Origin of the sequence: Rhodoferax koreense (assembly GCF_001955695.1) — a bacterium.
Taxonomy (GTDB): Bacteria; Pseudomonadota; Gammaproteobacteria; order Burkholderiales; family Burkholderiaceae_C; genus Rhodoferax_B; species Rhodoferax_B koreensis.
Map to the genome: position 1 here is coordinate 1,373,697 of NZ_CP019236.1, position 26,299 is coordinate 1,399,995.

Annotated in this window: 18 protein-coding genes; 14 read left to right on the top strand and 4 right to left on the bottom strand. The window is 66.0% G+C overall.

All coding sequences use genetic code 11. The features are described from left to right. Nucleotides 1-114 precede the first annotated feature (114 nt). The 5 genes from RD110_RS06500 (at nucleotide 115) to RD110_RS06520 (ending at nucleotide 10,251) form a co-directional block, all read left to right on the top strand. A complete protein-coding gene (locus RD110_RS06500; protein WP_076197796.1) occupies nucleotides 115-639 on the top strand; it encodes a DUF2917 domain-containing protein in 525 nt (174 codons plus the stop codon). 241 nt (nucleotides 640-880) lie between these two features. Next, nucleotides 881-5,083 (top strand): ATP-binding protein, encoded by a 4,203-nt coding sequence (locus RD110_RS06505; RefSeq protein ID WP_162277345.1) that lies wholly within the window; start codon nucleotides 881-883, stop codon nucleotides 5,081-5,083. 142 nt (nucleotides 5,084-5,225) lie between these two features. Beyond that, complete coding sequence (locus tag RD110_RS06510; protein ID WP_076197800.1) at nucleotides 5,226-7,079, top strand: adenylate/guanylate cyclase domain-containing protein; 1,854 nt, start codon at nucleotides 5,226-5,228, stop codon at nucleotides 7,077-7,079. 14 nt (nucleotides 7,080-7,093) lie between these two features. After that, a complete protein-coding gene (locus tag RD110_RS06515) occupies nucleotides 7,094-8,278 on the top strand; it encodes a phosphatase PAP2 family protein (RefSeq protein WP_076197802.1) in 1,185 nt (394 codons plus the stop codon). Continuing rightward, a complete protein-coding gene (locus RD110_RS06520) occupies nucleotides 8,275-10,251 on the top strand; it encodes a S8 family serine peptidase (protein WP_083686127.1) in 1,977 nt (658 codons plus the stop codon). The genes RD110_RS06515 and RD110_RS06520 overlap by 4 nt, the downstream gene beginning before the upstream one ends. Before the next feature lie 2 nt (nucleotides 10,252-10,253). On the opposite strand, the gene RD110_RS06525 is transcribed toward RD110_RS06520, so the two are convergent. Continuing rightward, the gene (locus tag RD110_RS06525) at nucleotides 10,254-10,922 is read right to left on the bottom strand and encodes a Crp/Fnr family transcriptional regulator (protein ID WP_083686128.1); all 669 of its coding nucleotides are present in this window, start codon (nucleotides 10,920-10,922) and stop codon (nucleotides 10,254-10,256) included. A 238-nt stretch (nucleotides 10,923-11,160) separates the two neighbouring features. On the opposite strand from RD110_RS06525, the gene RD110_RS06530 reads away from it, so the two are divergent. Further along, on the top strand, nucleotides 11,161-12,984 hold the full coding sequence (locus RD110_RS06530) for an ABC transporter ATP-binding protein/permease (RefSeq protein ID WP_076197806.1): 1,824 nt from the start codon (nucleotides 11,161-11,163) through the stop codon (nucleotides 12,982-12,984). Between the two features lie 13 nt (nucleotides 12,985-12,997). On the opposite strand, the gene RD110_RS28500 is transcribed toward RD110_RS06530, so the two are convergent. The 3 genes from RD110_RS28500 to RD110_RS06545 form a co-directional block, all read right to left on the bottom strand. Then, nucleotides 12,998-13,546 carry a hypothetical protein gene (locus RD110_RS28500; RefSeq protein ID WP_239467189.1) on the bottom strand — a complete coding sequence of 183 codons (549 nt, stop codon included), beginning with the start codon at nucleotides 13,544-13,546 and terminating at the stop codon, nucleotides 12,998-13,000. A gap of 282 nt (nucleotides 13,547-13,828) precedes the next feature. Beyond that, complete coding sequence (locus RD110_RS06540; protein ID WP_076197808.1) at nucleotides 13,829-14,305, bottom strand: cyanophycin metabolism-associated DUF1854 family protein; 477 nt, start codon at nucleotides 14,303-14,305, stop codon at nucleotides 13,829-13,831. Next, nucleotides 14,302-16,629 (bottom strand): cyanophycin metabolism-associated ABC transporter, encoded by a 2,328-nt coding sequence (locus tag RD110_RS06545; protein ID WP_076197810.1) that lies wholly within the window; start codon nucleotides 16,627-16,629, stop codon nucleotides 14,302-14,304. Before RD110_RS06545 ends, RD110_RS06540 begins: the two co-directional genes overlap by 4 nt. Nucleotides 16,630-16,773: 144 nt before the next feature. Here RD110_RS06545 and RD110_RS06550 point away from each other — a divergent pair, with 144 nt between their 5' ends. The 8 genes from RD110_RS06550 (at nucleotide 16,774) to RD110_RS06585 (ending at nucleotide 26,296) form a co-directional block, all read left to right on the top strand. Further along, a complete protein-coding gene (locus RD110_RS06550) occupies nucleotides 16,774-18,978 on the top strand; it encodes a cyanophycin synthetase (protein ID WP_076197812.1) in 2,205 nt (734 codons plus the stop codon). A gap of 24 nt (nucleotides 18,979-19,002) precedes the next feature. After that, a complete protein-coding gene (gene cphA, locus RD110_RS06555) occupies nucleotides 19,003-21,570 on the top strand; it encodes a cyanophycin synthetase (RefSeq protein ID WP_076197814.1) in 2,568 nt (855 codons plus the stop codon). Between the two features lie 124 nt (nucleotides 21,571-21,694). Then, nucleotides 21,695-22,432, top strand: coding sequence for a septum site-determining protein MinC (minC, locus tag RD110_RS06560; protein WP_076197816.1), 738 nt, complete (start codon nucleotides 21,695-21,697; stop codon nucleotides 22,430-22,432). 39 nt (nucleotides 22,433-22,471) lie between these two features. Next, nucleotides 22,472-23,287 (top strand): septum site-determining protein MinD, encoded by an 816-nt coding sequence (gene minD / locus RD110_RS06565; protein ID WP_076204506.1) that lies wholly within the window; start codon nucleotides 22,472-22,474, stop codon nucleotides 23,285-23,287. A 3-nt stretch (nucleotides 23,288-23,290) separates the two neighbouring features. Continuing rightward, a complete protein-coding gene (gene minE, locus RD110_RS06570) occupies nucleotides 23,291-23,554 on the top strand; it encodes a cell division topological specificity factor MinE (protein WP_076197818.1) in 264 nt (87 codons plus the stop codon). 136 nt (nucleotides 23,555-23,690) lie between these two features. Then, nucleotides 23,691-24,164 carry a CreA family protein gene (locus tag RD110_RS06575; protein WP_076204509.1) on the top strand — a complete coding sequence of 158 codons (474 nt, stop codon included), beginning with the start codon at nucleotides 23,691-23,693 and terminating at the stop codon, nucleotides 24,162-24,164. Further along, nucleotides 24,165-25,796: an MFS transporter gene (locus RD110_RS06580; protein WP_076197820.1), complete on the top strand. Its 1,632-nt coding sequence runs from the start codon at nucleotides 24,165-24,167 to the stop codon at nucleotides 25,794-25,796. Nucleotides 25,797-25,900: 104 nt separating this feature from the next. Beyond that, nucleotides 25,901-26,296, top strand: coding sequence for a DUF2177 family protein (locus RD110_RS06585; protein ID WP_076197822.1), 396 nt, complete (start codon nucleotides 25,901-25,903; stop codon nucleotides 26,294-26,296). The last annotated feature ends 3 nt before the right edge of the window (nucleotides 26,297-26,299 follow it).

The following is a 26,299-nucleotide window of genomic DNA, read 5'->3' on the forward strand; positions in this document are numbered from 1 at the left end:
GGATGCCGGCATTGATGCGATTTCGGAATCAATAGCCTAACCCGTTTTCATTGGACCGCCAAGGCTGCTGCGACGATGATTCCCTTCCGAACCACCTGTCATTGGAGATATGTCATGGCAACCCCCAACACGCTTGAACTGCAACAATCCCTGCCGCTGACGGCCCGGATGGCCCTGGCGGGATGCTGGAAGCTGGAAGCGGGCCGCGCCACCACGCTGCAACCGAACCAGGCCGGCATGCTGCGCGTGGCGCATGGGGCGGTGTGGGTCACCTTCGACGGACCGCACCGGGGTGCCGGCAACGAACTCGGCGACCATGTTCTCCGTGCCGGCGAGCAGATCGAGCTCCGGCCTGGCCAGCGCGCGGTGGTCGAGCCCTGGTTCATCGGTGCGATCGACCAGGTGTCACCGCCGGCCTATTTCAGTTGGGACCCGGTGACGCCGCCCCGCGCGAGCGGCTCCCGAAGGGACGGCGCCAACGCCGAGTGGCACGGCAGCGTGGTGCGCCCGGGCCGCGAACTGGCTGTCGCGCTGGGCCTGGCGTGCGGCGCGCTGGGCCGGCTGGTGATGGGCCTGGGCCACTGGGGCAGTGCGCTGCTCGGCGGGCGCGGGGCAGGTCCGCGTGTTGCGCGCACCTAAACTCGCGACGAGCTTCGTCTTCAGCGGGCTGCCTCGGCAGCCCGTTTGCATTCCACGCCGGATTCGGGATGCGGAATTGCATCGCATACCCACCATGGTTGCGCGGCAGGGGGTGTTAACCATGCATATATGCAAGTAACAATTTGGGTTTTTTTACCCATTTCGAGTTAGATTCGAAGCATGACGCCCGGTTGGTTGCATTTTGTTGGTGCCATGAGCAAGTAGGCAGGCCATGCGCGGGATGGATGTTCGACCCCTCTTGCTCACGCTGCTGCTGGCGCAAGACCAGATCGTCGCCTTTCTGACCGACGGGCGCAGCATCGGCCGTGCTGGCTGTCGACCCGCTTCGGCCGATCTGCTGGACGAACTCCGGGCGGCGTCGAATGCGCTGCACCGCTTGCAGGGCGAAGGCTCCGGCCTCCCCCGGGCGGCGCGCCTTTCCCGGGTGCGCGACATCGGGGCGCGGATTTACGACGCCTGCATCCCGGAGGACATCCAGAATTTCCTTGCCGGCACACCGCTGCGCTCACTCGATCTCCAGTTGGGCGAAGGGCTGGCCGGCATCGCCTGGGAAGTGGCCTTCGACGGTCATGATTTCCTCGGGGAAAAATTTGCCATTGCCCGGCATCTGGTGCAGGACGCGGCACGTGCGGTGCTGCGCAACCCGCGGGTGGACCGCGACCTGCTGCGCGTGCTGGTCGTCTATGGCGGTGGGCCGGGAGCCTTTCCCGCGCAGGAACTCAAGCAGCGGCTGGCCCATGTGGAAGGTGTGTCGGTCAGCCTGGCGGCGCTGGTCGAGCTCGACGGCCGGGAAATCCTGCATCGCATCGAAAACAGCGACGTTGTGCACTATGCCGGACCGTTGCCCGATGTCTGCACGCTGACGGACGGCGCGGGCCGGGCTTGCCCCGACCTGCGCGACATCGCCGCCCTGGCGCGCGTGCCCGCGCTGCTGGTTTGCCATGCGACGCCGTTGCCGCTCGGCGACAAGGGGTTGGCGCCGCACCACCGACTGGCGCTGGGCGCGGCGCGCCACGGCCTGAGTCTGCTGGTCTGTCCGGTGGACGTGCCGGGCGACGACGTGGCGCAGGCCGGTTTCGTCGACCTGCTGTACCGGGCCTTTGCCCAGGGACAGCCGCTGGGCCGGGCGGTCCGCGAGGCCATCAGCCCAACCGGCGCCGCGCGTCATGCGGGTCAGGCCGCCATATCGGGGGCGGCTGACGACGACGGCCCGCGCGGCGTTGGTCCGCGCCATGTGGTGTATGCCGACACGGCACTGGTGCTCGCGCCCGCGGGATTGGCCAGCCTGCAGGAAAACAGCCATCGGCAGGTGACCAGCATGTCGTACGACCTGGCCGGTTCGACGCGTCTGCTGGAAGCCTTGGGCGCCGAAAAGTACGGCGAACTGCTCGACCGCTACCACGCGCGCTGCGCCCGCATCGTGCTGCGCTGGGGTGGCATTGCCAGCAATCCCCAGGGCAGCGACGGCGTGATGTGCTACTTCGGCCTGCCCGTGGCCCACGAGCATTCGGCGCTGCAATGCCTGCACGCGGCCACCGAGATCCTGCAGGATGTGGCCGAACTCGGCCTGCATGTGCGCATCGGCGTCGTCACGGGGCCGGTGGTGGTGCGGGCCGGGCAGCCCGTCGGTGTGTCGATCCACCTTGCCGCGCGGCTGCAGGCCATCGCGGAGCCTGGGCACGTGGTGTTCAGCGAGTTGACCTATCGTCTGGTGCAGCACCGTTTCGACGGTGTGCGGCTCGACAACCTGCCGCAGCTCAAGGGCTTCGAGGATCCGGGCGCCGTGTACCGCCTGGTCGGCGAGAAGCGGCAGCGACTCAACCATTTCGACATCGCGCCCAAGGTCAGCCCCTTCGTCGCCCGCGAAGATGCGCTTGGCTGGTTGCGCGGCCACTGGCAGACTGCTTGCGGCGGTGCCATGAAGGCGGTCGTGGTGTGGGGTGGGGCGGGCATTGGCAAGTCGCGGCTGGTCAGGGAATTCAGGCAGCGCCATGTGGGCGGCAGTGGCCGGGCGTTCGAGTGCCGTTGTACGCCGGAACATGCGCAGAGCGCGTTCCATCCCTTGATCGACCTGCTGCTGCGCCTGTTCAACATCGTCGAGGCCGATGCCATGCCGGCGCGGATGGCCAAGATCGAGGCGGGCCTGGCAACGCTGGGCGGCGGGACCGATGTGGCCGGTGTGGTGGCCACGCTGCTGTCGGCCCGCGTCGGACGGGACGGGCCGCCGGCGGCGCCAGCGGCCGCCGGCGCGGCGCTCTCCGCACAGGTGCAGCAGTACTCGGCGGAGAAGCAGCGGCAACGCACGCTCGAGTTGCTGGCCCAGCTGTTTGCCGGCCAGGCCCGTGCCGCGCCCCTGTGCCTGGTGTTCGAGGACGTGCACTGGATCGACCCTTCCAGCCGCGAGTTCATCCGTCATCTGGTGCAGCAGTCGGCGCAACTGCCGCTGCTGGTGCTGATGACGCAGCGTGAGGATCGCGCCGCACCGCGCGACATGGGCTTCGCCATCGACGACCTGGAGTTGAAGGGCTTGTCGGCTGACGACGCGCGCAGCCTGATCGTCGCCGCCAGCGATGGCGCGGCGGTTTCCGGCGAGGTGGTCAGGCTGCTCACGGAAAAGGCCGATGGCGTGCCGCTGTTCATCGAGGAATCGGCCCGCATGGTGGTGGAACTGCAGGCGGCCGGCGGCGGTGCGGTGTCGTCGCTGCGGCAGTCGGTACCCGGAACGATCCAGGACCTGCTGATGGCCCGGCTGGATCGCCTGGCCGACGCCAAGCCGCTGGCGCAGCTGGGCAGCGTCATCGGCCGCGAGTTTTCACTGGCGCTGATGCAGGCGATCCTCGGTCACGCCAGCGCGCCGATCCGCACCGGGCAACTGCAGGCCCGCCTCGGCACCCTCATGGCGTCGGGTTTGATCGTGGCCAGGCGCGGTGCCGCGGGGACCAATTACTTTTTCAAGCATGCGCTGGTGCGCGATGCCGCTTACCAGTCGTTGTGGGAGCGGGACCGGCGCCGCTTCCACCTGGCCATCGCGCAGGTGCTGTCGGAGCAGTTTCCCGATCTCGTGGCTACGCAGCCCGAAATGGCCGCCCGGCACTACGCCGGTGCGGCGATGCCCGCGCGCGCCATCGAGCAATGGGAGCGCGCCGCACGGCTGGCGCTGACGCGTTCGGCGCACGAGGAAGCCATCACCCATCTCGGCAATGGCCTGGCGCTGATCGAAGCGCTGCCAGCCGACGAGAGCCGCGACCGCGCTGAACTGCGGCTGCAGTTGCTGCTGGCCGGCCAGCTCATTGCCACCGAGGGCTACGGCGCCGAACGCGTGGGCCAGGTCTACCAACGCGCCGTGGCGTTGTGCCGCGCCTGCGGCGACGATGCGACGCTGCTGAAGGCGCAGCTGGGCCTGGAGGCGTACTACATCATGCGCGCCGATTTCGCGCAGGCGCATGTGATCGCCCGGCAGGTCGCCAGCCAGGTCGCTTCGTCGCCCGACCCGATGCGCCGGCTGCAGTCCACCTGGGCGCTGGGCCACGTGGTGTTCCACCAGGGCGAATTGCGCGAAGCCGTGGTGCACATGGACGCCTGCCTGGCCGACTACGGACTGGTGCCGCGCGGGCGTGGCGCGGTGCAGGACCCGGGCGTGATGTGCCTGTGTTATTCGGCCGTGGCGAAGTGGGAGTTGGGACACCCGGACCAGGCGCTGAAGCGCGTGCAGGCCGCGGTGAGTCTCGCGGCCGAGCTCAAGCACAAGTTCAGTGCCGGCGAGGCCTACGGCTTCCTGGCCATGATCCAGTACCTGCGGGGTGACTTCACCGAGGCGCGGCACCACGCGGCGCGCGCCATCGAGATCTGCGAGGAGGGTGGCTTCGCCGTCTGGCTGGCCCATGCGAAGCTGATGCACGGGCGGGCCCGCGCCGAACTCGGCGAGGTCGAAGCCGGCATCGCCGAAATGGCCGAAGGGTATGCGCAATGGGTGGCCACGGGGGCGATGGTCACGCGCGGGTTCTATCTCGTGCTGCGCGCCGAAGGCCAGGCCCTGGCCGGCCGGCCCGAGGAGGGCCTGGTCTTGCTGCGCATGGCCATGGACGTGGTGACGCGCTGCGGCGAACGCTTCTACGAAGCCGAGATCGGCCGCATGCTCGGCGAACTCAGCCTGCAGCAGGCGCAGCGCAGCGGCCTCGATGCCGATGCGCAGGCGCAGCAATGCTTCACCGCCGCGCTGGCCCTGGCGCAGGAAAAAGGCATGGCATCGCTCGGCCTGCGCGCCGCGGCCAGCATGGCGCGGCTGTGGACCCGGCAGGGCCGTCCCAACGAGGCGCGCCAGCTGCTGCAGGCGGCCTTCGACGTGATCGACGAGGGCCAGGACACGCGGGATGTGCGGCAGGCGCGCGAATTGTTGCAGCGGTTCGACCTCGAACCGGCGTAGTTCGACGCCAGGGGCGCGCGGCCGAGTGCCGGCGTGGACACTGGGACGGTCAGACGAAGTTTTGACCGATATGACGAGCAGGATCTGCAAATGGGAGGCCTCCTTCACAAGGAGGATGACCGCTTCGAAAGCTTGAATCAACATGCCCGACAAGAGCCTCGATGACTGGAGCCTGGTCACCGCCAGCCTTTCCCGTTCCACCAAGACGGTGATGGTGCTGGACCTGGTGGAGTCCGTGCGCCTCATGGAGGAAAACGAGGCCGACATCGTGCACCGCTGGCAGGGCGTGCAGCGGATGGTGGGCAAACTGCTTGTGCAACACGGCGGGAGACTGGTCAAGAGCCTGGGCGACGGAATGATGCTCGAATTCGATCAACCCCAGACCGCCGCGCGATGCGCGCTGGCAGTACAAGCCGCGATGCCGGGGTTCAATCTTGGCTACGGGGTGGAACAGCATCTGATGCTGCGCATCGGGCTTCATACCGCACAGGTGTACGCGGATGCGATGGACATATACGGGAGTGGGGTGAACCTGGCGGCGCGGATCACGACGCTGGCCGGACCGGGGGAGGTGATGATCAGTGCCAAGGTGAAGGAAGCCCTTGTCGCGCCGGCGGGACCGGGCGAGGTGGTCACCAGTGCCGAGGTCAGGGATGCGCTGACAGATGGACTGGACGGCACGCTGGAAGATCTGGGCGAGTGTTACCTCAAGCATGTGAGCGGGGCCGTGCGGGTGTACCGGGTCGGCGCTGCCGGGCCTATGCCGGTCCTGCCGTCGCGCGACCGGTACGGAGTGCCGCTGCAGCCGACCATTGCCGTGATTCCCTTCGAGGCCCGCAGCGAAGAGCCGGGGCATATTGCGGTTGGCGACTTGATCGCGGACGCGGTGATCGCCCAGTTGTCGAAGGTATTGGACATTCTTGTGATCTCGCGGTTGAGCAGTGCCGCTTTTCGCGGACGCACGACGTCAACCAACGAAGTGCAGGCGCGCCTTGGTGCCCGGTATATCGTGAGCGGTGCTTATTACGTCAGCGGCAGGAGCCTGGTCTTGATGGTGGAGCTCGCCGACGCCAGCACCCAGCAGGTCATTTGGGCAGACAGGATCATCGGTACGCTGGACGACTTGCTCAGTGCGCAGAGTGAAGTGATCGAAGCCGTCGTGCATGCCACGACTCATGCCGTGCTCCAACGTGAAGTCGAGCGTACGCAGACACAACCGTTGCCCACGCTCGAAGGATATGCTTTGATGCTCGGCGGCATCAACCTGATGCACCGATCGACCAAACGCGAATTCGATCGCAGCAGGGAGGCACTGGCGACGCTGATCGATCGGCACCGTCATGTCGCAGCGCCACGGGCTTGGATGGGCAAATGGTACGTGCTCAAGGCCACCCGCGGAATGACGGACGACTTGCAGCGGGAAGCCCATGCCGCCCTCGATCACACCAAGCGGGCATTGGATGCCGATCCGTCCAACAGCCTGGCCTTGGCCATGGAAGGTTTCGTTTATTGCCATCTGCAAAAGGATGTGGAAACGGCCTTGCTGAGGCTCAATCTGGCTTGCAGTACCAACCCAAGTGAAGCATTGGCCTGGCTTTTTTCCAGTGTGGTGCACGCTTTCGTTGGCGATACGCAGCAGGCCATATTTGCCAGCGACCGTGCATTGGCACTATCGCCGTTGGATCCCTTGCGTCACTATTTCGAATCACTCGCCACGGCCGCTGCCCTCAGTGCGGAGGACTACTTGCGTGCGGTGGCGCTCGGCGAAAAATCGCTCCGAGGCAATCGAACCCATCTGCCAACGATGAGGGCACTGGTGGCCGCCTATTGGTATCTGGACCAGCAAGAGAAGGCCCGCGAGATGGCAAAGACCTTGATGCTCTCTTCGCCGGCATTCACTGTTTCCAAATACTTGCAGAGTTCAGCCTCTGCGGCCTATCCATTTGGAAAAAAGCTGGCGCTGGCGCTGGCTCAAGCCGGCGTTCCTTCACGTTGATCAAAGGAGGCGACATGTCACGAACAGGCGGTAACGGGGGTAATGGTGGCAATGGGGGTAATGGTGGAAACGGAGGTAACGGTGGCAATGGCTTGACCACGGCGTCCGGTGGCAATGATCAGGATCCCTATGCACTGATCACCAGCCGCGATGGCATCTGGGAACCGAAGAGCAAACTCGCTGCCCCCGATCTACCAAGAATCGATGATGCTTCTCAACTCGATAGATGGGAACCGTGGGTGCGCGCCGGCGTGTACCAGGCGGAGTTGTTGTCCAATCTCCAGTTCATACCGCAAACCAATGGGTACTCGGTGTGGCATCTGAAGCGCACTAGCCACACTACATGCGATTTACTGCCAATTGCCTGCCTCACGAGGCCCAGCAAAGAGACGTTCGCCACGCAGGCTGAATTGACCAATTGTTGGGCGGAACTGCGCATGGAGCGGCAGGCGGAAATCATGGCGCAGATCACGCCGCAGTACGCCTTCTGGGGACAGATCGTCCACCTGCATCCGCAGACCACGCGCAACACCATCGAACTCATCAACATGGCCTTCGATCTGGCGATCAACGTCGAACTGCGCTTCAAACATGCGCTGGCGTGTTGGCGCCCCATCGACTACTCGGCGCAGGTGCAACCCATGATCGCCACTCCCGGACACGGCAGTTTTCCCTGCGGACATGCGACCCAGGCCTACATCGTGGCGCACGTGCTGCAGAAGCTGCTCGGCATCGATTCGAAGCACGATATTTCCGTGCAGCTCGAGCGGCAAGCGGCGCGAATATCCACCAATCGGGTGGTCGCTGGGGTTCATTTTCCCGTGGACAACATTGCGGCGCGGTTATTGGGAACTACTTTGGCGGAGTATCTGGTTTCGCGTTGTGTGGCCCGCTCTGCCAAAGAAAATTACAAGAAACAGCCAACTTGGCGGCCCAGAAAATTCAATGCGAAAGCGTTTGATAAAACGGCTCGTATGGAATTCATGCCCGACCATCAGCCTTTCGAAGTGGCCGGATCGTTCGGCGCATCTGTTCCTGCGTTTTACGAAGATTTTTTTGACGGTAGAGACCATGCCGAGCGTCTGAGTACAGATGTTTCACCAGTCTTGAAGAACCTTTGGATGAAGGCCAAAAATGAATGGCGTAGGCAGTTTGGTGAATACGTGGTCTATGGCGCGATGGGGACCGAGGCGCCATGAGCGGCACGCGAGTCGTTCCCCCAAAGTTCGCGGTGACCATACCGCCTGGCGGGCGAGCAGATCCCTACTTGTTATGGGCCATGCTCACGGACTTTCAGGGGTATCGAGGGTTGTTTCCGGGGCCGGCGCAAAATCCGAGCTTCGAGGTCGTGGTGGCCTTTGAAACGGGAGAAGGGAAACCGGATTGCCGCTCCTGGAACTCGGCGAAAGCCTGGAATGTCCGTCCGTTAGCCGGCACCTGCTTCGGAACTGCCCGTCTCCCAGTGACTGATCTCCCGCAACTGGCACTACAGGTCGAACGCTTCGAGCTTGCCATGCCGGTATTGGCAGAGCCAGATAGGTTGGCGGACCAGATTCCGGATCGCTTACCTCCCGCTGTAGCGCGTTCGGATTTGCTTGCAGAACGGGTCATTGCCGTTATCGACGATGGCTTTGCCCACCTGCACCGCGAGTTTCTGGCCGCGGACGGCCAAAGCAGCAGAATCAGGTATCTATGGGACCAAGAGCGTGATACCGAAACGATCCGCAACGGGGTATTGACCAACGTTCTTTCGTCAAATGGCCAGCTTTGGGACGAGAGTGTTTATCTGCAGCAGAAGCTGCGCGGTGCCTTGAAGGCTTTCAGCCATGGGACGCTTGTTGCCAGTCTGGCGGGCGGTCGAAGTCGACCCCGTTGGCGCATGGAGCGGTTCGGCCGCGTCAACGGGGGCGCCATGGGAGGCTCAAAGTCGCCCGGAAAATCTGCCAGCGATGAGACGTCCGGTGATGCAGCCTCCGATTGTCAATTGATCCTGGTGCAGTTTCCGCGGCGGACCGTCGAAGACAACTCGGGTTCCTCACTGAGTGCGCAGACCTTGAATGCGTTGTCTTACATCGGTAGCCGCTGCGCAGCTGATGCCAACCTGGTGATCAACTTGAGTTATGGGCCGGCTGCGGGTCCGCATGATGGATCGTCCTTGCTCGAAGCTGCGCTCGACGGCTTCATCGAGGCTCGAGGGGGATCGAAAACCGCTGTGGTGGTGCCCGCGGGCAACCAGTATCAGGCTCGTGGGCATGCCTGCTTGGAGCTCGCACCCGATGGTGGCAGTAACACCTTGCTCTGGCGCGTACTCCCCGATGACGCGACGGAGTCTTTCGTGGAAATTTGGGCGCCCATCGATGCGCAGATCAGCGTCCAACTGACCCCTCCAAACTCGAAAGCCGACGCGTCCAGCGACTGGGTTTCCCTCAAGCCAGGTGGACTGACCGTCTGGGCGGACGGCGCCGATGCGAGCTATGCCGTCATCGCCGCGCCGCTGAATGCCAAGGGAAATGGGCGTATGGCGTTGTTGGCGCTGGCGCCAACAACGACGCGGGCGCCTCGTCGGCCTGCTCGGCATGGGTGTTGGACGATTGAGGTGAGGAACGACGATGCTAAGGAAAAGGTGAGCGTGCACGCCTGGGTGCAGAGAGACGACCCGACATTGTCTGCCGCCGGCAGGGGGGGCAGGCAGTCCTACTTTGAAGATGAGTTTTATCGCAGATTCGACGATGCCGGCCGCCCACAACTGGAGGACAACACTGTCAGCCTGGTGCGACGGGACGGCTCCATCTCTCCGATTGCGACAGGGGGAAAAACCTGCAAGGCGGGTGCCTACCGGCTTTCCGACGAGAAAATGTTGTCCTATTCGGGAGGCGGAGATTGTCTGCCGAAGGCAGCGGGGCCGGACCTGGTCGCCGTTGCCGAAGAAAGCACGAACGTCCGGGGCATACTGGGTGCTGGTACCCGCGGCGGATCAGTGGTGCGAGGCAACGGTACGAGTGTGGCCGCACCTCAATTGGCACGTCGACTGCTGGCCGTGCTAGATGGATCGCGGACACGTGACCAACTTATTCAGGCCGCCATCAAACAACCTGCGATGCGAGCACCGGGGACACCGCCACCAACACCACCGCGAACTCGTCGACAGGGTCGAGGCGAATTAAAAGCTTGATTTCACCACCGAGCCGGCAACTTCTTCACCAGCGCAATCCGCCGGTCCCTGACCTCGATATACCCGCCACTCTCCAAGTCCTTCAGGATCCGGCTGACCATCTCCCGGCTGCAGCCGACGCGGCTGGCGATTTCCTGGTGGGTCAGGCGCTCGGGGATGACGGCGCTGCCGTCGGCCTGCGGCACGGCGAGTTCATGCAGGCATTGGGTCAGCCGGCCGTAGACGTCGATGAAGGCCAGGTTGCGCGCGCTGTTGGTGGCCATGCGTGCGCGGTGGATCACCTTGGAGAGCAGGTCGAGCGCGAATTCGGGCTGGCGCGCGATGTAGCTCAGGAGCGTGGTGCGCGTCACGCGGGCGCAGACCGTGGGCTCCAGCGTGATCACGCTGGCCGAGCGTGGTCGGCCGTCCAGCGCCATTTCACCGAAGTAGTCGCCCGAGCCGATCACGCCGAAGGTGATCTCACGGTCGTTGCTGTCGGTGCTGAACACCTTCACCCGGCCCTGGATCACCACGAACAGCGTGTCGCCCACGTCGGACTCGTGGATCAGGATGCTGCCCTTGCGGTAATGGCGCACGTCGCCCAGCGCGGCGAGCGCGCGCACCGACGCAGCGTTGCGCTCGTCGCTGCAGAATTCTTGGACGAGATCGTCGAGTTCGAGTTCCAGGTTCATAACGTGGCGACCATGGGCGGCGGGTTGGCGTGCGGATATATGCAGTCTATGTCATGTAGGCGCCGGATGACGTCACCGGATCGAGGCGTACCGCCTCAAAAACACCTGCCATCGCCTCCAATCACCGTTCGCAGCCGCTTAAGCCGGCCTTAAACGGGGCCCTGGCTGGCCACCAAGCCGCGCGTGGCGGCTCGGCTCGGGCTACGATGCCTTTTCATCCAACAATCCACGGTGATCCATGAGCCTGTCTTCCCGCACTTCGCTGTTCAGACGCCAGATGGGCAAAGTCTGGAAATTGTCCGCACCGTATTTCCAGTCCGAGGACAAATGGAAAGCGCGCGCCATGCTGGCCGGCATCGTGGCGCTGAACCTGGCCGGCGTGTACTTGCTGGTGCTGTACAACGACTGGTACCGGCTGTTCTACGACGCGCTCGAAAACAAGAACCAGCCGGTGTTCTGGACGCAGCTGGGCCGCTTCACCTACATCGCGTTCGCGATGATCATCCTGGCGGTCTACAAGTTCTACCTGACGCAGTTGCTCGAGATCCGTTGGCGCGCCTGGATGACGGGCCACTACCTCGAGCGCTGGCTTGCCAACCACGCGTTCTATCACCTGGAGCTGGCGCGCTTCGCCGAGCCGGATGCCGGTCAACACGTGCCGACCTCCCCGACGAATGCAACGCCGGACAACCCCGACCAGCGCATCCAGGAAGACCTGAACCTGTTCACCACCTACACCATCTCGCTGACCATGGGGCTGCTCAACGCGGTGGTCACGCTGGTGAGTTTCGTCGGCATCCTGTGGGGGCTGTCGGGCGGCTTCGCCTTCAGCTTCAACGGCAGCCAGTACAACATCCCGGGCTTCATGGTGTGGATGGCGGTCCTGTATTGCCTGGCCGGCAGCGTCATTACGCATTACATCGGCCGGCCGCAGATCGCGCTGAACTTCCAGCAGCAGCGCTACGAGGCCGATTTCCGGCACCACATGGTGCGGGTGCGCGAATACAGCGAATCGATCGCGCTGGACAAGGGCGAAGCGGTGGAGCGCAAGCAGCTCGACCTGCGGTTCAGCAGCGTGCTCGCCAACTACCTGACGCTCTTGAAGGCGCAGAAGCGTTTGATCTGGTTCAACAGCTTCTTCGGCCAGGCCGCGGTGGTGTTTCCCTTCATCGTGGCCGCACCGCGTTTCTTCAGCGGCGCGATCCAGCTCGGCACGCTGATGCAGATCTCGTCGGCCTTCGGCCGGGTGCAGGATTCGCTGAGCTGGTTCGTCGACAACTACAGCAACCTCGCGGCCTGGCGCGCCACGGCCGACCGGCTGACCAGTTTCGAGGACAGCATCCGCGCGCGCGAGCAAGCCCAGGCGATGTCCGGCACCATCAACGAGGTGGTCGAAGCCGCGTCAGGCGAACTCCAGACACAGGGGCTGCAACTGGCACTGCCCGGCGGCGCGGTGCTGCTCGACGGCCTGGGCCTGCGCGCTGCGCCGGGGGACAGCGTGCTGCTCAAGGGGCCTTCGGGCAGCGGCAAATCGACGCTGTTCCGCGCGCTGGCGGGCATCTGGCCCTATGCGCGCGGGCGCGTGGCACTACCAGCCAACAGCATGTTCATTCCGCAGAGGCCATATTTCCCCGATGGGACCTTGCGCGATGCGCTGGCCTATCCGCGGCCGGCGAGCGAATATTCCGACGAGGCGCTGCGGCAGGCGTTGGCGGATGCCTTGCTGCCGCAACTGACGGCGCGGCTGGACGACGCCGATGCCTGGAGCCAGAAACTGTCGGGTGGGGAGCAGCAGCGCCTGGCCGTGGCGCGGGTGCTCCTCAAGAAACCGCGCTGGATCTTTGCCGACGAAGCCACCAGCGCACTGGATGAAGAAGCCGAAGGTCAGGTGTACCAGAGGCTGCTAGCCCAGGTGCAACGTGCGCAGGGTGCTCTGGTATCCATAGCGCATCGACCCGCGGTGGCCAGGTTCCACCGTCAGCAGTGGCTGCTGGAAAAAGAGCCAGAGGGCGCGGCCGCGCGGTTCAGGTTGGCGCAGAAATCGTTGGAGGAACCGGCCTGAACGGAGGCGGCGGCTAGATGCTGCTGCTTTTCTTGACCGAAGGATCGGAGTAGGTCAGCGGTTCGTCCGAGGCCTTGGGCTTGTTCAACACCTGGTTGGTGTTTTCGACCACGTCGATGGCCTGGCCGCCCGCGCGCCACAGCGTCTGCAGGAAATCCAGCAGCTTCTTGGAGATCGGCTCCTTCGGCGGCTCGGGTGGCTTGTCTTCGGCGGCCTTGACCTTTTCGGTCCAGTCCTTGGACGGCGCGTCCGACGTGGTGGAAGGCTGGTCGGGGCCGGGCAGCTTGCCGGTATCGACCTTGCGCGCCGCCTCCGTCGGCGTCTGGCCGGCGGGCTTGCCACTGGCGTCGAGCGCGTTCTTGTCGGTGTTGGAGGTGACGCCAAGGCTGGCCCTGGCGTCGGCGCTGTCGGAGGCGACGATCTTGCCAGCGGCTGCCGTTGCCGCATCGGCGAGCGGGTTGGCCGCCGCCTTGGCCTGGGCGGCTTTTTCCTGTTTCACGATCTCGTCGAAAGCCGACGAAATCTCGATCTTGACCGAAGGCTCAGGTTGGCTTTGGCTCACCGCAGCCTGGATCGCGGTGGTTTCCTGGCGTGAGGCACGGGGCGGCGTTGCTGCATTTGCGCCGGCCGCAGGCAAATCGGCGCCGGCGGGCGGCCAATTCACATTACGGTCCAACGGATTCACTTGCATTTGCGCTCCAGCCTCGGGGTGTGCCTGTCGGTTTTTTCAGGCTTCGTATCTGTGTTAACGGCAGAACAGCGGGGCAATTTAGGGTTATTTTTAAAAAATAAGCAAAAACATTGGCGTTTCAGAGCGCTCTGTCCAACCATCCACTGGCTGGAATCACAGGAAACGCTCGAGCAGGCGTTTGGAGGCCCGGTCCATCGCCGCCACGTCCCGGACCATGAAATGCACGCCTTCTCCGCCGGTGATGAGCAGGCTGTTGCGGTTCTTCAGGCGGCGGATGTCTTCCTCGGTCTTGAGCACGAATTCGGTTTCACCACGGTCGGTGTCCACGGTCCAGATGCTGGGCGTCGAAAAGGTCGACACCGCCTTGAGCCGTTTGATCTCCGGCACGAATTCGCGCGATGCCAGTTCTTCGTCGATGAGTGCGCGTTGCCCGGGCGGCAGGCTGGCGAGCGCATCGATCCAGGCCAGCTCGTGCCCGTCGCTGCCGACGAGCGACAGGCCTTCCTCGGGCGCGGCAATCGGAAACGCGCGCACCGGCGCCACGCCTTCGTGCCGTCGACCGGCCGCGTCGATCATCACCAGCCGGCCAAAGGCATCGCGTTCGAGTTGAAAGTTGTTTGCCATGTTCATGGGTTCCCCGCGGGATGGGCGGCGTGTTCGGCCGGCGGCGGCGCATGTTCGTCCACGTCTTTTTCTTCCACGCGCCGCAGCTGGGCCTCGTACAGCCGCCAATAGGCGCCGCGCTGGGCCATGAGTTCGTCGTGCGGGCCGACCTCGACGACCTGGCCGCGGTCCATCACCACCAGCCGATCGGCCTTGCGCAGCGTGGACAGCCGGTGGGCGATGGCGATGGTGGTGCGGCCCTGCACCAGGTTGTCCAGCGCCTTCTGGATTTCCTTCTCGGTTTCGGTGTCGACCGAAGAGGTGGCCTCGTCGAGGATCAGGATGCGCGGATCGATCAGCAGGGCCCGCGCGATGCTGATGCGCTGGCGTTCGCCGCCCGACAGGCCCTGGCCGCGCTCGCCCACCAGCGAGTCGTAGCCCTGCGGCAGGCGTAGGATGAATTCGTGCGCGTGGGCGGCGCGCGCCGCCGCCACGATCTCGGCGCGGGTGGCTTGCGGATTGCCATAGGCGATGTTCTCCGCGATGGTGCCGAAGAACAGGAACGGCTCCTGCAGCACCAGGCCGATGTGGCGCCGGTAATCGGCCACCCGGAAGCGGCGGATGTCGGTGCCGTCGAGCTGGATCGATCCGTCGCTCACGTCGTAGAAGCGGCAGATCAGATTGACCAGGGTGCTCTTGCCCGAGCCACTGTGGCCGACCAGGCCGATCATCTCGCCCGGCCGGATCGCCAGGCTCAGGTCGCGGATCACCGAGCGGTTGCCGTAGCGAAAGCCGATGCCCTTCATTTCCAGCCGGCCGCGCGGGCCCTTGTTCGCGGCGTCGGTGTCGATGACCACCGGCTGCGCCGGCTCCGGCACGTTCGAGACATGGTCGAGGATGTCGAAGATGCGCTTCGCGCCGGCGGCGGCCTTCTGCGTGACGGAGACGATGCGGCTCATCGAATCGAGCCGGGTATAGAAGCGGCCGATGTAGGCGATGAAGGCGGTGAGCACGCCGACCGTGATCTGCTGCTTCGACACCAGCCAGATGCCGAAGGCCCAGACCACGAGCAGGCCGACCTCGGTGAGCAGCGACACCGTGGGCGTGAACAGCGACCAGATCTTGTTGAGCCGGTCGTTCACCTCGAGGTTGTGCCGGTTCGCGTCGCGGAAACGCTGGGTCTCGCGCTGCTCCTGGGCGAAGGCCTTGACCACGCGGATGCCGGGAATGGTGTCGGCCAGCACGTTGGTGACCTCGCTCCAGACGCGGTCGATCTTTTCGAAGCCGGTGCGCAGCCGGTCGCGCACGATGTGGATCATCCAGGCGATGAAGGGCAGCGGCACCAGCGTGACCAGCGCCAGCCAGGGGTTGATCGAGAACAGGATGACCGCCGTCATGGTGATCATCAGCACGTCGGTGAAGAAGTCGAGCGCATGCAGCGACAAGAAGACGCAGATGCGGTCGGTCTCGGAGCCGATGCGCGACATCAGGTCGCCGGTGCGCTTGCCACCGAAATAGTCGAGCGAGAGCTGCAGCAGGTGGTCGAAGGTGGCGGTGCGCAGGTCTGCGCCGATGCGCTCGGACACCAGCGAAAGAATATAGGTGCGCGCCCAGTTGAGGCCCCAGCCCGCCAGCGCGGCCAGCAGCAGGCCGCCCAGGTAGAGCCCGACCAGGCCGGGCGCGATCTGCTGGCCGTTCTGGAACGGGATCAGGATGTCGTCCATCAGCGGAATGGTCAGGTAGGGCGGGATCAGCGTGGCGGCCGTGGAGGCCATGGTCAATGCAAAACCGGCCGCCAATTGTTTGCGGTAGGGCCGGGCGAAACGCCACAGTCGCAGCAACACCCAGGTCGAGGGCGGTGTATGCAACGCTTTGCCGCAGACGGCGCAGTCTTCGCTGTCGGGCGGCAGCGGCGCGTTGCAGGTCGGGCACAGCGTCAGGTCTTCCGGTTCCAGCGGGGGCTGGTCGAGGCTGGCGCGGCGCCGGTCGAACTGCTTGAGCAGCCGCTGCGCCTGCGGATCGAGGCCCAGCGTGTAGCGCCACCGGGCCAGGCGGGTGCGGCTGTCCTGCAATTCAAGGGTGCCGACGCCGGCATGGTCGGCGTGCTTCAAGCCCATGTCGGGCGTCAGCGCCCAGCTCTGCCAGCTTCCCTGCGGGTCTGCGGCCTGGTGCCAGGCCATCAACCTTTGGCTGGTCAGGACCAGCAGGCCGGGCTGGAAACGGAGTTGGGCATCCAGGTCAACCGGCAGCGAAGCTAGAACGTTCTCGTCGGTTGCGAGTTGCGTCTGGAGACGGCGCAGCGCGGATTCCGAACTTCCACTGGAGATATCGACTGAATGGTGATGGTGCATTTTTTCGGGCCCTGCGACGTTTTGCCGGGTGCAACGGACGCGTCGGGCTCCCGGATTCTGCCCGATGCCGCCATCGGTGTTCCTGCGGTTTCCCCGATGCGGCGGCGCGCCTGACGGCCGCCTGGCCATTCATAAAGCAGAACCATGAGCTCCAAGGACGACATCCAACTGCTGCGCATCAACTATTTGCGCGGCCCCAACATCTGGACCTACCGCCCGACCCTCGAGGTCTGGCTCGACCTGGGTGAACTCGAAGAATTCCCGTCCAACCTGCTGCCCGGCTTCAACGACCGGCTGGTCGCCTTGCTGCCCGCGCTGGAGGAGCACCATTGCGGCGTCGGCGAACGCGGCGGCTTCATCCAGCGCCTGCGCGAAGGCACCTGGACCGGCCATGTGCTGGAACATGTGGTCATCGAACTGCTGAACCTGGCCGGCATGCCCACCGGCTTCGGCCAGACGCGCAGCACGTCCAAGCGCGGCGTCTACCGCATGGTGTTCCGCGCGCGCGACGAGCAGGTGGCGCGCATGGCGCTGGCCGAGGGCCACAAGCTGCTGATGGCGGCCATCAACAGCCAACCGTTCGAGGTGCCGGCGGCCGTGAACAAGGTGCGCGAGCAGGTGGACGACTGCTACCTCGGCCCGAGCACGGCCTGCATCGTCGCCGCCGCCACCGAGCGCGGCATTCCGCACATCCGGCTCAACGACGGCAACCTGGTGCAGCTTGGCCACGGCGCGCAGCAGCGCCGCATCTGGACGGCGGAGACTGAGCTCACCAGCGCCATCGCCGAAGGCATCGCCAGCGACAAGGACCTGACCAAGTCGCTGCTCAAGTCCTGCGGCGTGCCTGTGCCGGAGGGCGAGGCCGTGGATTCGGCCGAAGCCGCCTGGAGCGCCGCGCAGGACATCGGCCTGCCGGTGGTGATCAAGCCGTCCGACGGCAACCACGGCCGCGGCGTCTCGCTCGACCTGAGCCGGCGCGAAGACATCGAGGCCGCATTCCACGTGGCCGCGTTGCACGGCAGCGAAGTGCTGGTCGAGCGGTTCATCCGCGGCAACGAGCACCGGCTGCTGGTGGTCGGCGGCAAGGTCGTCGCGGCCGCGCGCGGCTCGGTGGCCGTGGTCACCGGCAACGGCCGCAACACGGTCACCGAACTCGTCGACGCGCAGATCAACACCGACCCGCGCCGCGGCACGCACGAAGACGCGCCACTCGGCCTGGTGGAGACCGGCAAGGACGAGGCCGTGCTGCTCGAACTGCAGCGCCAGGGCCTGTCGCCCGAAGCCGTGCCCGAAGCCGGCCGGCAGGTGCTGATCCAGCGCAACGGCAACGTCTCGGTGGATTGCACGGACCTGGTGCACCCGGAGGTGGCGCACGTGGTGTCGCTCGCCGCGCGGGTGGTGGGGCTGGACATCGCCGGTGTGGACCTCGTGGCCGAAGACATCTCCAAGCCGTTGAACCAGCAAGGCGCGGCCATCGTCGAGGTCAATGCCGGCCCGGGCCTGCTGATGCATCTGAAGCCCGCGGAAGGCTCGCCGCGTCCGGTCGGGCGGGCGATCGTCGATCACCTGTTCGCCGAGGATGAAAACGGCCGCATTCCCGTGATCGGCGTGGCCGGTTCGCAGGGCACGCACACCGTGGCGCGGCTGGCGGCCTGGTTGCTGCACCTGAGCGGCCTGAAGGTCGGCCTGGCCTGCCGCGAAGGTCTGTTCCTCGACAGCCGCCGCATCGAATCGGCACCGAGCGCGGGCTGGGAGCCGGCCCACCGCCTGCTGATCAACCGTGCGGTGCAGGCCGCCGTCATCGAAAACGGCGCCCGCAGCATCCTGCAGGACGGCCTGGCCTACGACCGCTGCGCCGTCGGCGTGGTCACCGACCTCGGCGGCGCCGAAGGCCTGGCTGAATACGACATCACCGACAGCGACCAGCTGCTCAAGGTGCTGCGCACGCAGGTCGACGTGGTGCTGCCCGACGGCGTGGCCGTGCTCAACGCCGACGACGCGCGCGTGGCCGGACTGGCGACGCTGTGCGACGGCGACGCCATCCTGTACGCCGTCAACGCACAGGCGCCTTCGCTGGTGGCGCACCGTGCCGCGCAGGGCCGCGCGGTGGTGCTCAACACCAAGGGGCAGGTCACGCTGGCCACCGGCGCCGCCGAGGTGCCGCTGACCTCCATCACCCACCTCACCGGCCGGCGCAAGCAGGACGCGAGCGATGTGCTGGTGGCGAGCATCCTGGCCGCCGTCGGCGCGGGCTGGGCCATGGGCATTTCGCCCGATCTGATCGCCGCAGGGCTCAAGACTTTCGAAATCGACCTGGCCTCCAGCCGCCTCGCCCATCTGGCGCACTGAGCACCCTAGAGAAAAGACGACCCCATGGAAGTTTCACGCATCCGGGCCCTGCGCGGGCCCAACCTCTGGAGCCGCCACACGGCGCTGGAAGCCATCGTGTCCTGCGTCGAGCCAGAGCGCTCCCTCGTCACCCTGCCGGGTTTCGAGGCCGCCGTGCGTGCGCTGTTTCCCGCCGTCGGCTCCCTGCGCACCAGCCGCCACACGGGGCCGGTTTCGCTGGCCCATGTGCTCGAGAGCGCCGTGCTGGCCTTGCAGGCCCAGGCCGGCTGCCCGGTCACCTTCAGCCGCACGGCGGCCACGGTGGAGCCAGGCGTGTACCAGGTGGTCGTCGAATACAGCGAAGAGTCCGTCGGGCGGCTCGCGCTCGAACTTGGCCAGCAGCTGATCCAGGCCGCGCTCACCCGCACCGGCTTCGACGTGGACAGCGCGATCGCCAAGCTGCGCGAGCTCGATGAGGACGAGCGCCTGGGCCCTAGCACCGGCGCCATCGTCGATGCCGCCATCGCGCGGGGCATCCCCTGGCGCCGCCTCACGCAGGGCAGCCTGGTGCAATTCGGCTGGGGCTCCAAGCAGCGGCGCATCCAGGCGGCCGAGGTCGACGCGACCAGCGCGGTTTCCGAATCCATCGCGCAGGACAAGGACCTCACCAAGAAACTGCTGCACGCCGCCGGCGTGCCGGTACCGCTGGGCCGGCCCGTCGCCGACGCCGACGAGGCTTGGGCCGCGGCCCAGGCGATCGGCCTGCCGGTGGTGGTGAAGCCGCAGGACGGCAACCAGGGCAAGGGGGTGACGGTCAACATCGTGGATCGCGCCCACATGGAGGTGGCGTTCCGCGCCGCCGCCGAGATCGGCGACGTCATGGTCGAAAAATTCCTGCCCGGCAGCGACTTCCGGCTGCTGGTGGTGGGCTCGAAGATGGTGGCCGCTTCCCGGCGCGATCCGCCCCAGGTGCTCGGCGACGGCGTGCACACCGTGCGCGAGCTGGTCGACATCGTGAACAGCGACCCGCGCCGCGGCGAGGGCCATGCCACTTCTCTGACCAAGATCCGCTTCGACGAGATCGCCGTGGCGCGGCTCGCGGCCCAGGGGCTGAACCCGCAATCCGTGGCCGAGAAGGGCCGGCGCATCCTGCTGCGCAACAACGCCAACCTGAGCACCGGCGGCACCGCCACCGATGTCACCGACGATGTGCATCCCGACATCGCCGCGCAGGCCGTCACGGCGGCGCAGATGGTCGGGCTGCACATCTGCGGCGTCGATCTGGTCTGCGAGACCATGCTCAAGCCGCTGGAGGAACAACACGGCGGCATCGTCGAGGTGAACGCCGCGCCTGGCCTGCGCATGCACATCTCGCCTTCCTACGGCAAGGGGCGCAACGTCGGCGAGGCCATGGTCAATCACCTGTACGGCCCGGGCGAGGATGGCCGCATCCCGGTGGTGGCCGTCACCGGCACCAACGGCAAGACCACCACCGCGCGGCTGATCGCGCACCTGTTCGCCAGCAGCGGCCTGCGCGTGGGCATGACCAATACCGACGGCGTGTACGTGGACGGCCGGCAGATCGACAGCGGCGACTGCAGCGGTCCGAAGAGCGCACGCAACGTGCTGATGCACCCGGACGTGGACGCGGCCGTGTTCGAGACGGCGCGCGGCGGCATGCTGCGCGAGGGCCTGGGCTTCGACCGCTGCCAGGTGGCGGTGGTGACCAACATCGGCAAGGGCGACCACCTGGGCCTGAACTACATCACCACGGTGGAAGACCTGGCCGTGCTCAAGCGCGTGATCGTGCAGAACGTCGCGCCCGACGGCTTCGCGGTGCTCAATGCGGCCGACCCGATCGTTGCCGCCATGGCTTCTTCCTGCCCTGGCCACGTGATCTATTTCACCGCCGACCGGCACCATCCCATCATGGCCACGCACCGCGCCCAGGGCCACCGCACGGTGTACGTGGACGGTGACGCCATCGTGGCCGCCGTCGGCTCCTGGCGCGAATCGATCCCGCTGCGCGACATCCCGCTCACGCGGGGCGGCAGCATCGCCTTCCAGGTGGAAAACGCCATGGCCTCCATCGCCGCCGCCTGGGGCGCGGGCCAGAAGTGGGACTCGATCCGCCGCGGGCTGGCCAGTTTCGCCAACGACGCAGACAACGCGCCCGGCCGCTTCAATGTGATGGACTTCCGCGGTGCCACGGTGATCGCCGACTACGGCCACAATCCCGACGCCATGCGTGCGCTCGTGGCCGCCGTGGATGCGATGCCGGCCGGGCGCCGCTCGGTGGTGATCAGCGGCGCCGGTGACCGGCGCGACGACGACATCCGCGAGCAGACGGTGATCCTCGGCGACGCCTTCGACGACGTGATCCTGTTCGAGGATGCCTGCCAGCGCGGCCGCGCTGACGGCGAGGTGCTCACGCTGTTGCGCCAGGGGTTGGCCAATGCCAAGCGCACGCACCGCGTGGACGAGATCCACGGCGAATTCATTGCCATCGACCATGCGCTGGAGCGGCTGGAGCCGGGCGACCTGTGCCTGATCCTGGTCGACCAGGTGGAAGAAGCGCTGGCGCATCTGGCCCAGCGCGTCACGGCCGGCTAGCCTGTCGGGCGGGGTGGCCGGGTAACCGGCGGTAACCAGGGTGGCAGCGGGTCGGTCGGCGGCGGTGGCCGGCGCTGGCACAAGTAAAATCCGCCTTTTGGCTAAATCCCCATCTTCCCCCTCCATGTCCGCAGCACCCGCAGGGCACACCCGTGCCGGTTTTGACCTCAAGAGCGCCACCCTGCCGTTGATCGCGGTGGTGCTCAAGACCGGCGACCTGTCCGCCCTGGCCGCCGAGCTCAAGGCGCGTTTTGGCGATACGCCCGATTTCTTCGACCAGGACCCGGTGGTCATCAACCTGGCCCAGTTGCCCGAAGACACCGGCACCATCGACTTCGCCAAGCTCAACACGCTGCTGCGCAAATACCGCATGCGGCCGATCGCCGTGCATGGCGGCACCAGCGCACAGCTCGGTGCGGCCGCAGCCGCGGGGCTGGTGGAGACGCCCGATATCGCCCATACCCTGCCGCTGGCCGCGGCCGAACCGGCCCCGGCGGCGCCGGCCGAGGAAGCCCCTGCGCCTGCATCGGCAGCCGGCACCCTGGTCATCGACAAGCCGCTGCGCTCCGGCCAGCAGATCTACGCGCGCGGCGCCGACCTGGTGGTGCTGGCGGTGGTCAACTTCGGCGCGGAAGTCATCGCCGACGGCAATATCCACGTCTACGGCCCGCTGCGCGGCCGCGCCATCGCCGGCGCGCGCGGCAACACCGGGGCGCGCATCTTCAGCACCTGCCTGGAGGCGCAACTGATCTCCATCGCCGGCACCTACCGCACCTCTGAGATCGCCATGCCGCCCGAAGTGCTGGGCAAGGCCGCGCAGGTGCGCCTCATCGGCGAGAAGCTGGTGATGGAAGCCCTTTAATTTTTCTCGACACTCTGACATTTGAAAGACTTGCAAACCATGGCCAAAATCATCGTGGTGACTTCCGGTAAAGGTGGCGTCGGAAAAACCACCACCAGCGCCAGCTTCGCCTCGGGCCTCGCGCTGCGCGGCCACAAGACGGCCGTCATCGATTTCGACGTCGGCCTGCGCAACCTCGACCTGATCATGGGCTGCGAACGCCGCGTGGTCTACGACCTGATCAACGTGATCCACAACGAGGCCAACCTGAACCAGGCGCTGATCAAGGACAAGCAGTGCGAAAACCTGTTCGTGCTGGCCGCCTCGCAGACGCGCGACAAGGACGCGCTCACGCAGGACGGCGTGGAGCGGGTGCTGAAGGACCTCGGCGACATGGGCTTCGAATACATCGTCTGCGATTCGCCGGCGGGCATCGAGACCGGCGCGCTGATGGCCATGCACTTCGCCGACGAGGCGCTGGTGGTCACCAATCCCGAAGTCTCCTCGGTGCGCGACTCGGACCGCATCCTCGGCATGCTCGGCTCCAAGACCAAGCGTGCCATCGACGGGCAGTCTCCTGTCAAGGAGCACCTGGTGATCACACGCTACAACCCGGCGCGTGTGGAAGACGGCCAGATGCTGTCGCTCGAAGACATCCAGGACATCCTGCGCATCCCGCTGATGGGTGTGATCCCCGAATCCGAATCGGTGCTGCAGGCGTCGAACCAGGGCCTGCCGGCGATCCACCTGCAGGAGAGCGATGTGTCCGAGGCCTACAAGGACGTGGTTGCGCGTTTCCTCGGCGAAGACAAGCCGATGCGTTTCGTCGATGCCGTCAAGCCCGGGTTCTTCAAGCGTCTGTTCGGCGGGAGGTAAGCCATGTCGTTCCTGTCTTTCCTGCTCGGGGAAAAGAAAAAAACCGCCACCGTGGCCAAGGAGCGGCTGCAGATCATCCTGGCCCACGAACGCAGCGGCCGCGGCGCGAGCCGGCCCGACTACCTGCCGGCGCTGCAGCGCGAGCTCGTGGCGGTGATCTCCAAGTACGTGTCGATCAACGCCGACGACATCAAGGTGCACCTGGAGCGCCAGGACAACCTGGAAGTGCTCGAAGTCAAGATCGAGCTTCCCGAAGCCTTGCGATAGGCACACCCCCAGGTTGGCTCACTGCGTGTAGCCGCCCACCCCCTTGCAGGGGGCAACACCAGCAGCCCGGCAAAGCCGGTTCTGCGGTGTTCCTGGGATAAGTCGGTGTTGCCGATGAAGACTGTTGGAGAACAATATGAAACGTTGGTCTGGATGGTTTTTGGGGGTTGCAGCCTTGCTGGGTGGCGCAGCACAGGCCGAGCAGATCGGCTCGGTCGACACGGCGTTCCAGTGGATCGGGCCCGACCACAAGATCGTGGTGGAGGCCTATGACGACCCCAAGGTCGGCGGTGTGACGTGTTACGTGTCGCGTGCCAAGACCGGCGGCATCAAGGGCGCCGTGGGCCTGGCCGAGGACAAGGCCGAAGCCTCGATCGCCTGCCGCCAGGTCGGCCCGGTGACGTTCACCCAGCCGCTGCCGGCGCGCGAGGAAGTCTTCAACGAACGGCTGTCGGTGCTGTTCAAGCGGCTGCGCATCGTGCGCATGGTCGACAAGAGCCGCAATGCGCTGGTCTATCTCACCTATTCCGACCGGCTCGTCGACGGTTCGCCGATGAATGCCATCACCGCCGTCGCCGTGGACCGCGGCACGGCGATCCCACTGAAGTAGATGCCGCCAGAGTCCGCGCCAGCGCCACTGACGGCCGCGGAAGCGGCAGCCGCGGTTTCGAACTCGCCGCTGGCGCCGCTCAAGTTCGCGGTGTTCCGCATGTTGTGGTGCGTCTGGCTGGCGGCCAACATCTGCATGTGGATGAACGACGTGGCCGCCGCCTGGCTCATGACCACGCTCACCACCTCGCCGCTGTGGGTGGCGCTGGTGCAGACCGCTTCCACGCTGCCGGTGTTCCTGCTCGGGTTGCCCAGCGGCGCGCTGGCCGACATTCTGGACCGCCGGCGCTATTTCATCGTCACGCAGTTCTGGGTCGCGGCCGTGGCGCTGCTGCTGTGCGCGGCCATCGTGCTCGATGCGATGACGCCGCCCTTGCTGCTCGCGCTCACGTTTGCCAACGGCGTGGGCCTGGCGATGCGCTGGCCGGTGTTTGCCGCCATCGTCCCGGACCTGGTGCCGCGCTCGCAACTGCCCGCCGCACTCGCGCTCAACGGCGTGACCATGAACGCCTCGCGCATCGTCGGTCCGCTGGCCGCCGGCGCGCTCATCGCCAGCGCCGGCAGCGCCTATGTGTTCGTGCTGAACGCGGTGTTGTCGGTGATCTCCGCCTTCGTGCTGATCCGCTGGCGCCACGAACACGTGCCAAGCCCGCTGGGCCGCGAGCGGCTCTTCAGCGCGATGCGGGTGGGTGTGCAGTTCGTGCGTCAATCGAGCCGCCTGAAAGCGGTGTTCCTGCGCATCGCGCTATTCTTTTTTCATTCCACGGCGCTGCTCGCGCTGCTGCCGCTGATCGCGCGCAACCTGCACGGCGGCGATGCGGCCACCTTCACGCTGCTGCTGGCCTCGATGGGCGCGGGCGCGATCACGGCGGCCATGTTCCTGCCGCGGCTGCGCCAGAAGATGACCCGCGACACCCTGGTGCTGCGCGGCATGAACCTGCAGTCGGTGGCGATCGCAGTGATGGCCTTCGCGCCGAATGTCTATGTGGCGGTGCCGGCGATGCTGGTGGCGGGCATGGCCTGGATCACCACGGCCAATTCGCTGAGCGTGTCGGCCCAGCTCGCCTTGCCGAACTGGGTGCGCGCGCGCGGCATGTCGATGTACCAGATGGCGATCATGGGGGCGAGCGCGTTCGGCGCGGCGCTGTGGGGCCACGTGGCCAGCATCGGCACGGTGCAGATCAGCCTGTGCATCGCCGCGGCGACGGGCTCGCTGGGCATGTTCCTCGCACAGCGGCTGGCCGCCGACCTCAGCATCGAGGAGGACCTCACGCCCTCGCACGAATTCAAGGTGCCGACCGCCGAGACGCCGCCGCAGCACGGCCATGTGGTGGCCACCATCGAATACCGCATCGACCCGGCGCGTGCCGCCGAATTCCAGGCCGTGATGCAGGAGAGCCGGCGCAGCCGCCTGCGCCAGGGCGCGCTGAACTGGGAACTGCGCCGCGACATCGCCGATCCGGCCTGCTACGTGGAGCAGATCACCGACGAATCCTGGACCGAACACCTGCGACGCTTCGACCGGGTGACGGCCGCCGACGTGGCGCTGCGCGAACGCAAGCTGGGGTTTCACCTGGGCGACAGCCCGCCGCTGGTGACACGCTGGGCGGTCGATCCGGCGCCGAAGCCGTAGGCCGCTTCGCTGCGCCGCCGCCTACAGCACGGGCCGCCCGCGCCCGACAGGGCGTGCATGGCGGCGCCGGCTAAAGTGCAGCCCATAACTCTTCTCCGCCACCCATGTCCAAATACGCCATTCCCTACCTGACCGCCTTCGTGGTGATGGTCGCGCTCGACATGTTGTGGCTGCGCGTGATCGCGGTCGACTGGTACAAGGACGGCATGGGCACGCTGCTGGCCGAGCAGCCCAACCTGGTGGCGGCCGCGCTGTTCTATCTCCTGTTTCCGGCGGGCATCGTGATCTTCGGCGTGCAGCTGAACAACCCCGACAGCGGCGTGTTGCACGCGGCGCTGATAGGCGGCTTGTTCGGCTTCTTCGCCTACGCCACCTACGACCTGACCAACCTGGCCGTGATCCGCAACTGGCCGCTGGGTCTTTCGCTGCTGGATCTGGCCTGGGGAACCACGGTGAGCGCGGTCACTTCCGCGGCCACCAAGTTCGTCAGCCGTTTATAGGCT

What these genes read in the sequence shown, in the direction of transcription:
- RD110_RS06510 (WP_076197800.1), top strand. Translation starts at nt 5,226, where the DNA reads ATGCCCGACAAGAGCCTCGATGACTGGAGCCTGGTCACCGCCAGCCTT.
- RD110_RS06545 (WP_076197810.1), bottom strand. Translation starts at nt 16,629, where the DNA reads ATGCACCATCACCATTCAGTCGATATCTCCAGTGGAAGTTCGGAATCC.
- cphA (WP_076197814.1), top strand. Translation starts at nt 19,003, where the DNA reads ATGGAAGTTTCACGCATCCGGGCCCTGCGCGGGCCCAACCTCTGGAGC.
- minE (WP_076197818.1), top strand. Translation starts at nt 23,291, where the DNA reads ATGTCGTTCCTGTCTTTCCTGCTCGGGGAAAAGAAAAAAACCGCCACC.
- RD110_RS06525 (WP_083686128.1), bottom strand. Translation starts at nt 10,922, where the DNA reads ATGAACCTGGAACTCGAACTCGACGATCTCGTCCAAGAATTCTGCAGC.
- RD110_RS06500 (WP_076197796.1), top strand. Translation starts at nt 115, where the DNA reads ATGGCAACCCCCAACACGCTTGAACTGCAACAATCCCTGCCGCTGACG.
- RD110_RS06505 (WP_162277345.1), top strand. Translation starts at nt 881, where the DNA reads ATGGATGTTCGACCCCTCTTGCTCACGCTGCTGCTGGCGCAAGACCAG.
- RD110_RS06530 (WP_076197806.1), top strand. Translation starts at nt 11,161, where the DNA reads ATGAGCCTGTCTTCCCGCACTTCGCTGTTCAGACGCCAGATGGGCAAA.
- RD110_RS06520 (WP_083686127.1), top strand. Translation starts at nt 8,275, where the DNA reads ATGAGCGGCACGCGAGTCGTTCCCCCAAAGTTCGCGGTGACCATACCG.
- RD110_RS06515 (WP_076197802.1), top strand. Translation starts at nt 7,094, where the DNA reads ATGTCACGAACAGGCGGTAACGGGGGTAATGGTGGCAATGGGGGTAAT.
- minC (WP_076197816.1), top strand. Translation starts at nt 21,695, where the DNA reads ATGTCCGCAGCACCCGCAGGGCACACCCGTGCCGGTTTTGACCTCAAG.
- RD110_RS06540 (WP_076197808.1), bottom strand. Translation starts at nt 14,305, where the DNA reads ATGAACATGGCAAACAACTTTCAACTCGAACGCGATGCCTTTGGCCGG.
- RD110_RS06580 (WP_076197820.1), top strand. Translation starts at nt 24,165, where the DNA reads ATGCCGCCAGAGTCCGCGCCAGCGCCACTGACGGCCGCGGAAGCGGCA.
- minD (WP_076204506.1), top strand. Translation starts at nt 22,472, where the DNA reads ATGGCCAAAATCATCGTGGTGACTTCCGGTAAAGGTGGCGTCGGAAAA.
- RD110_RS06575 (WP_076204509.1), top strand. Translation starts at nt 23,691, where the DNA reads ATGAAACGTTGGTCTGGATGGTTTTTGGGGGTTGCAGCCTTGCTGGGT.
- RD110_RS06550 (WP_076197812.1), top strand. Translation starts at nt 16,774, where the DNA reads ATGAGCTCCAAGGACGACATCCAACTGCTGCGCATCAACTATTTGCGC.
- RD110_RS06585 (WP_076197822.1), top strand. Translation starts at nt 25,901, where the DNA reads ATGTCCAAATACGCCATTCCCTACCTGACCGCCTTCGTGGTGATGGTC.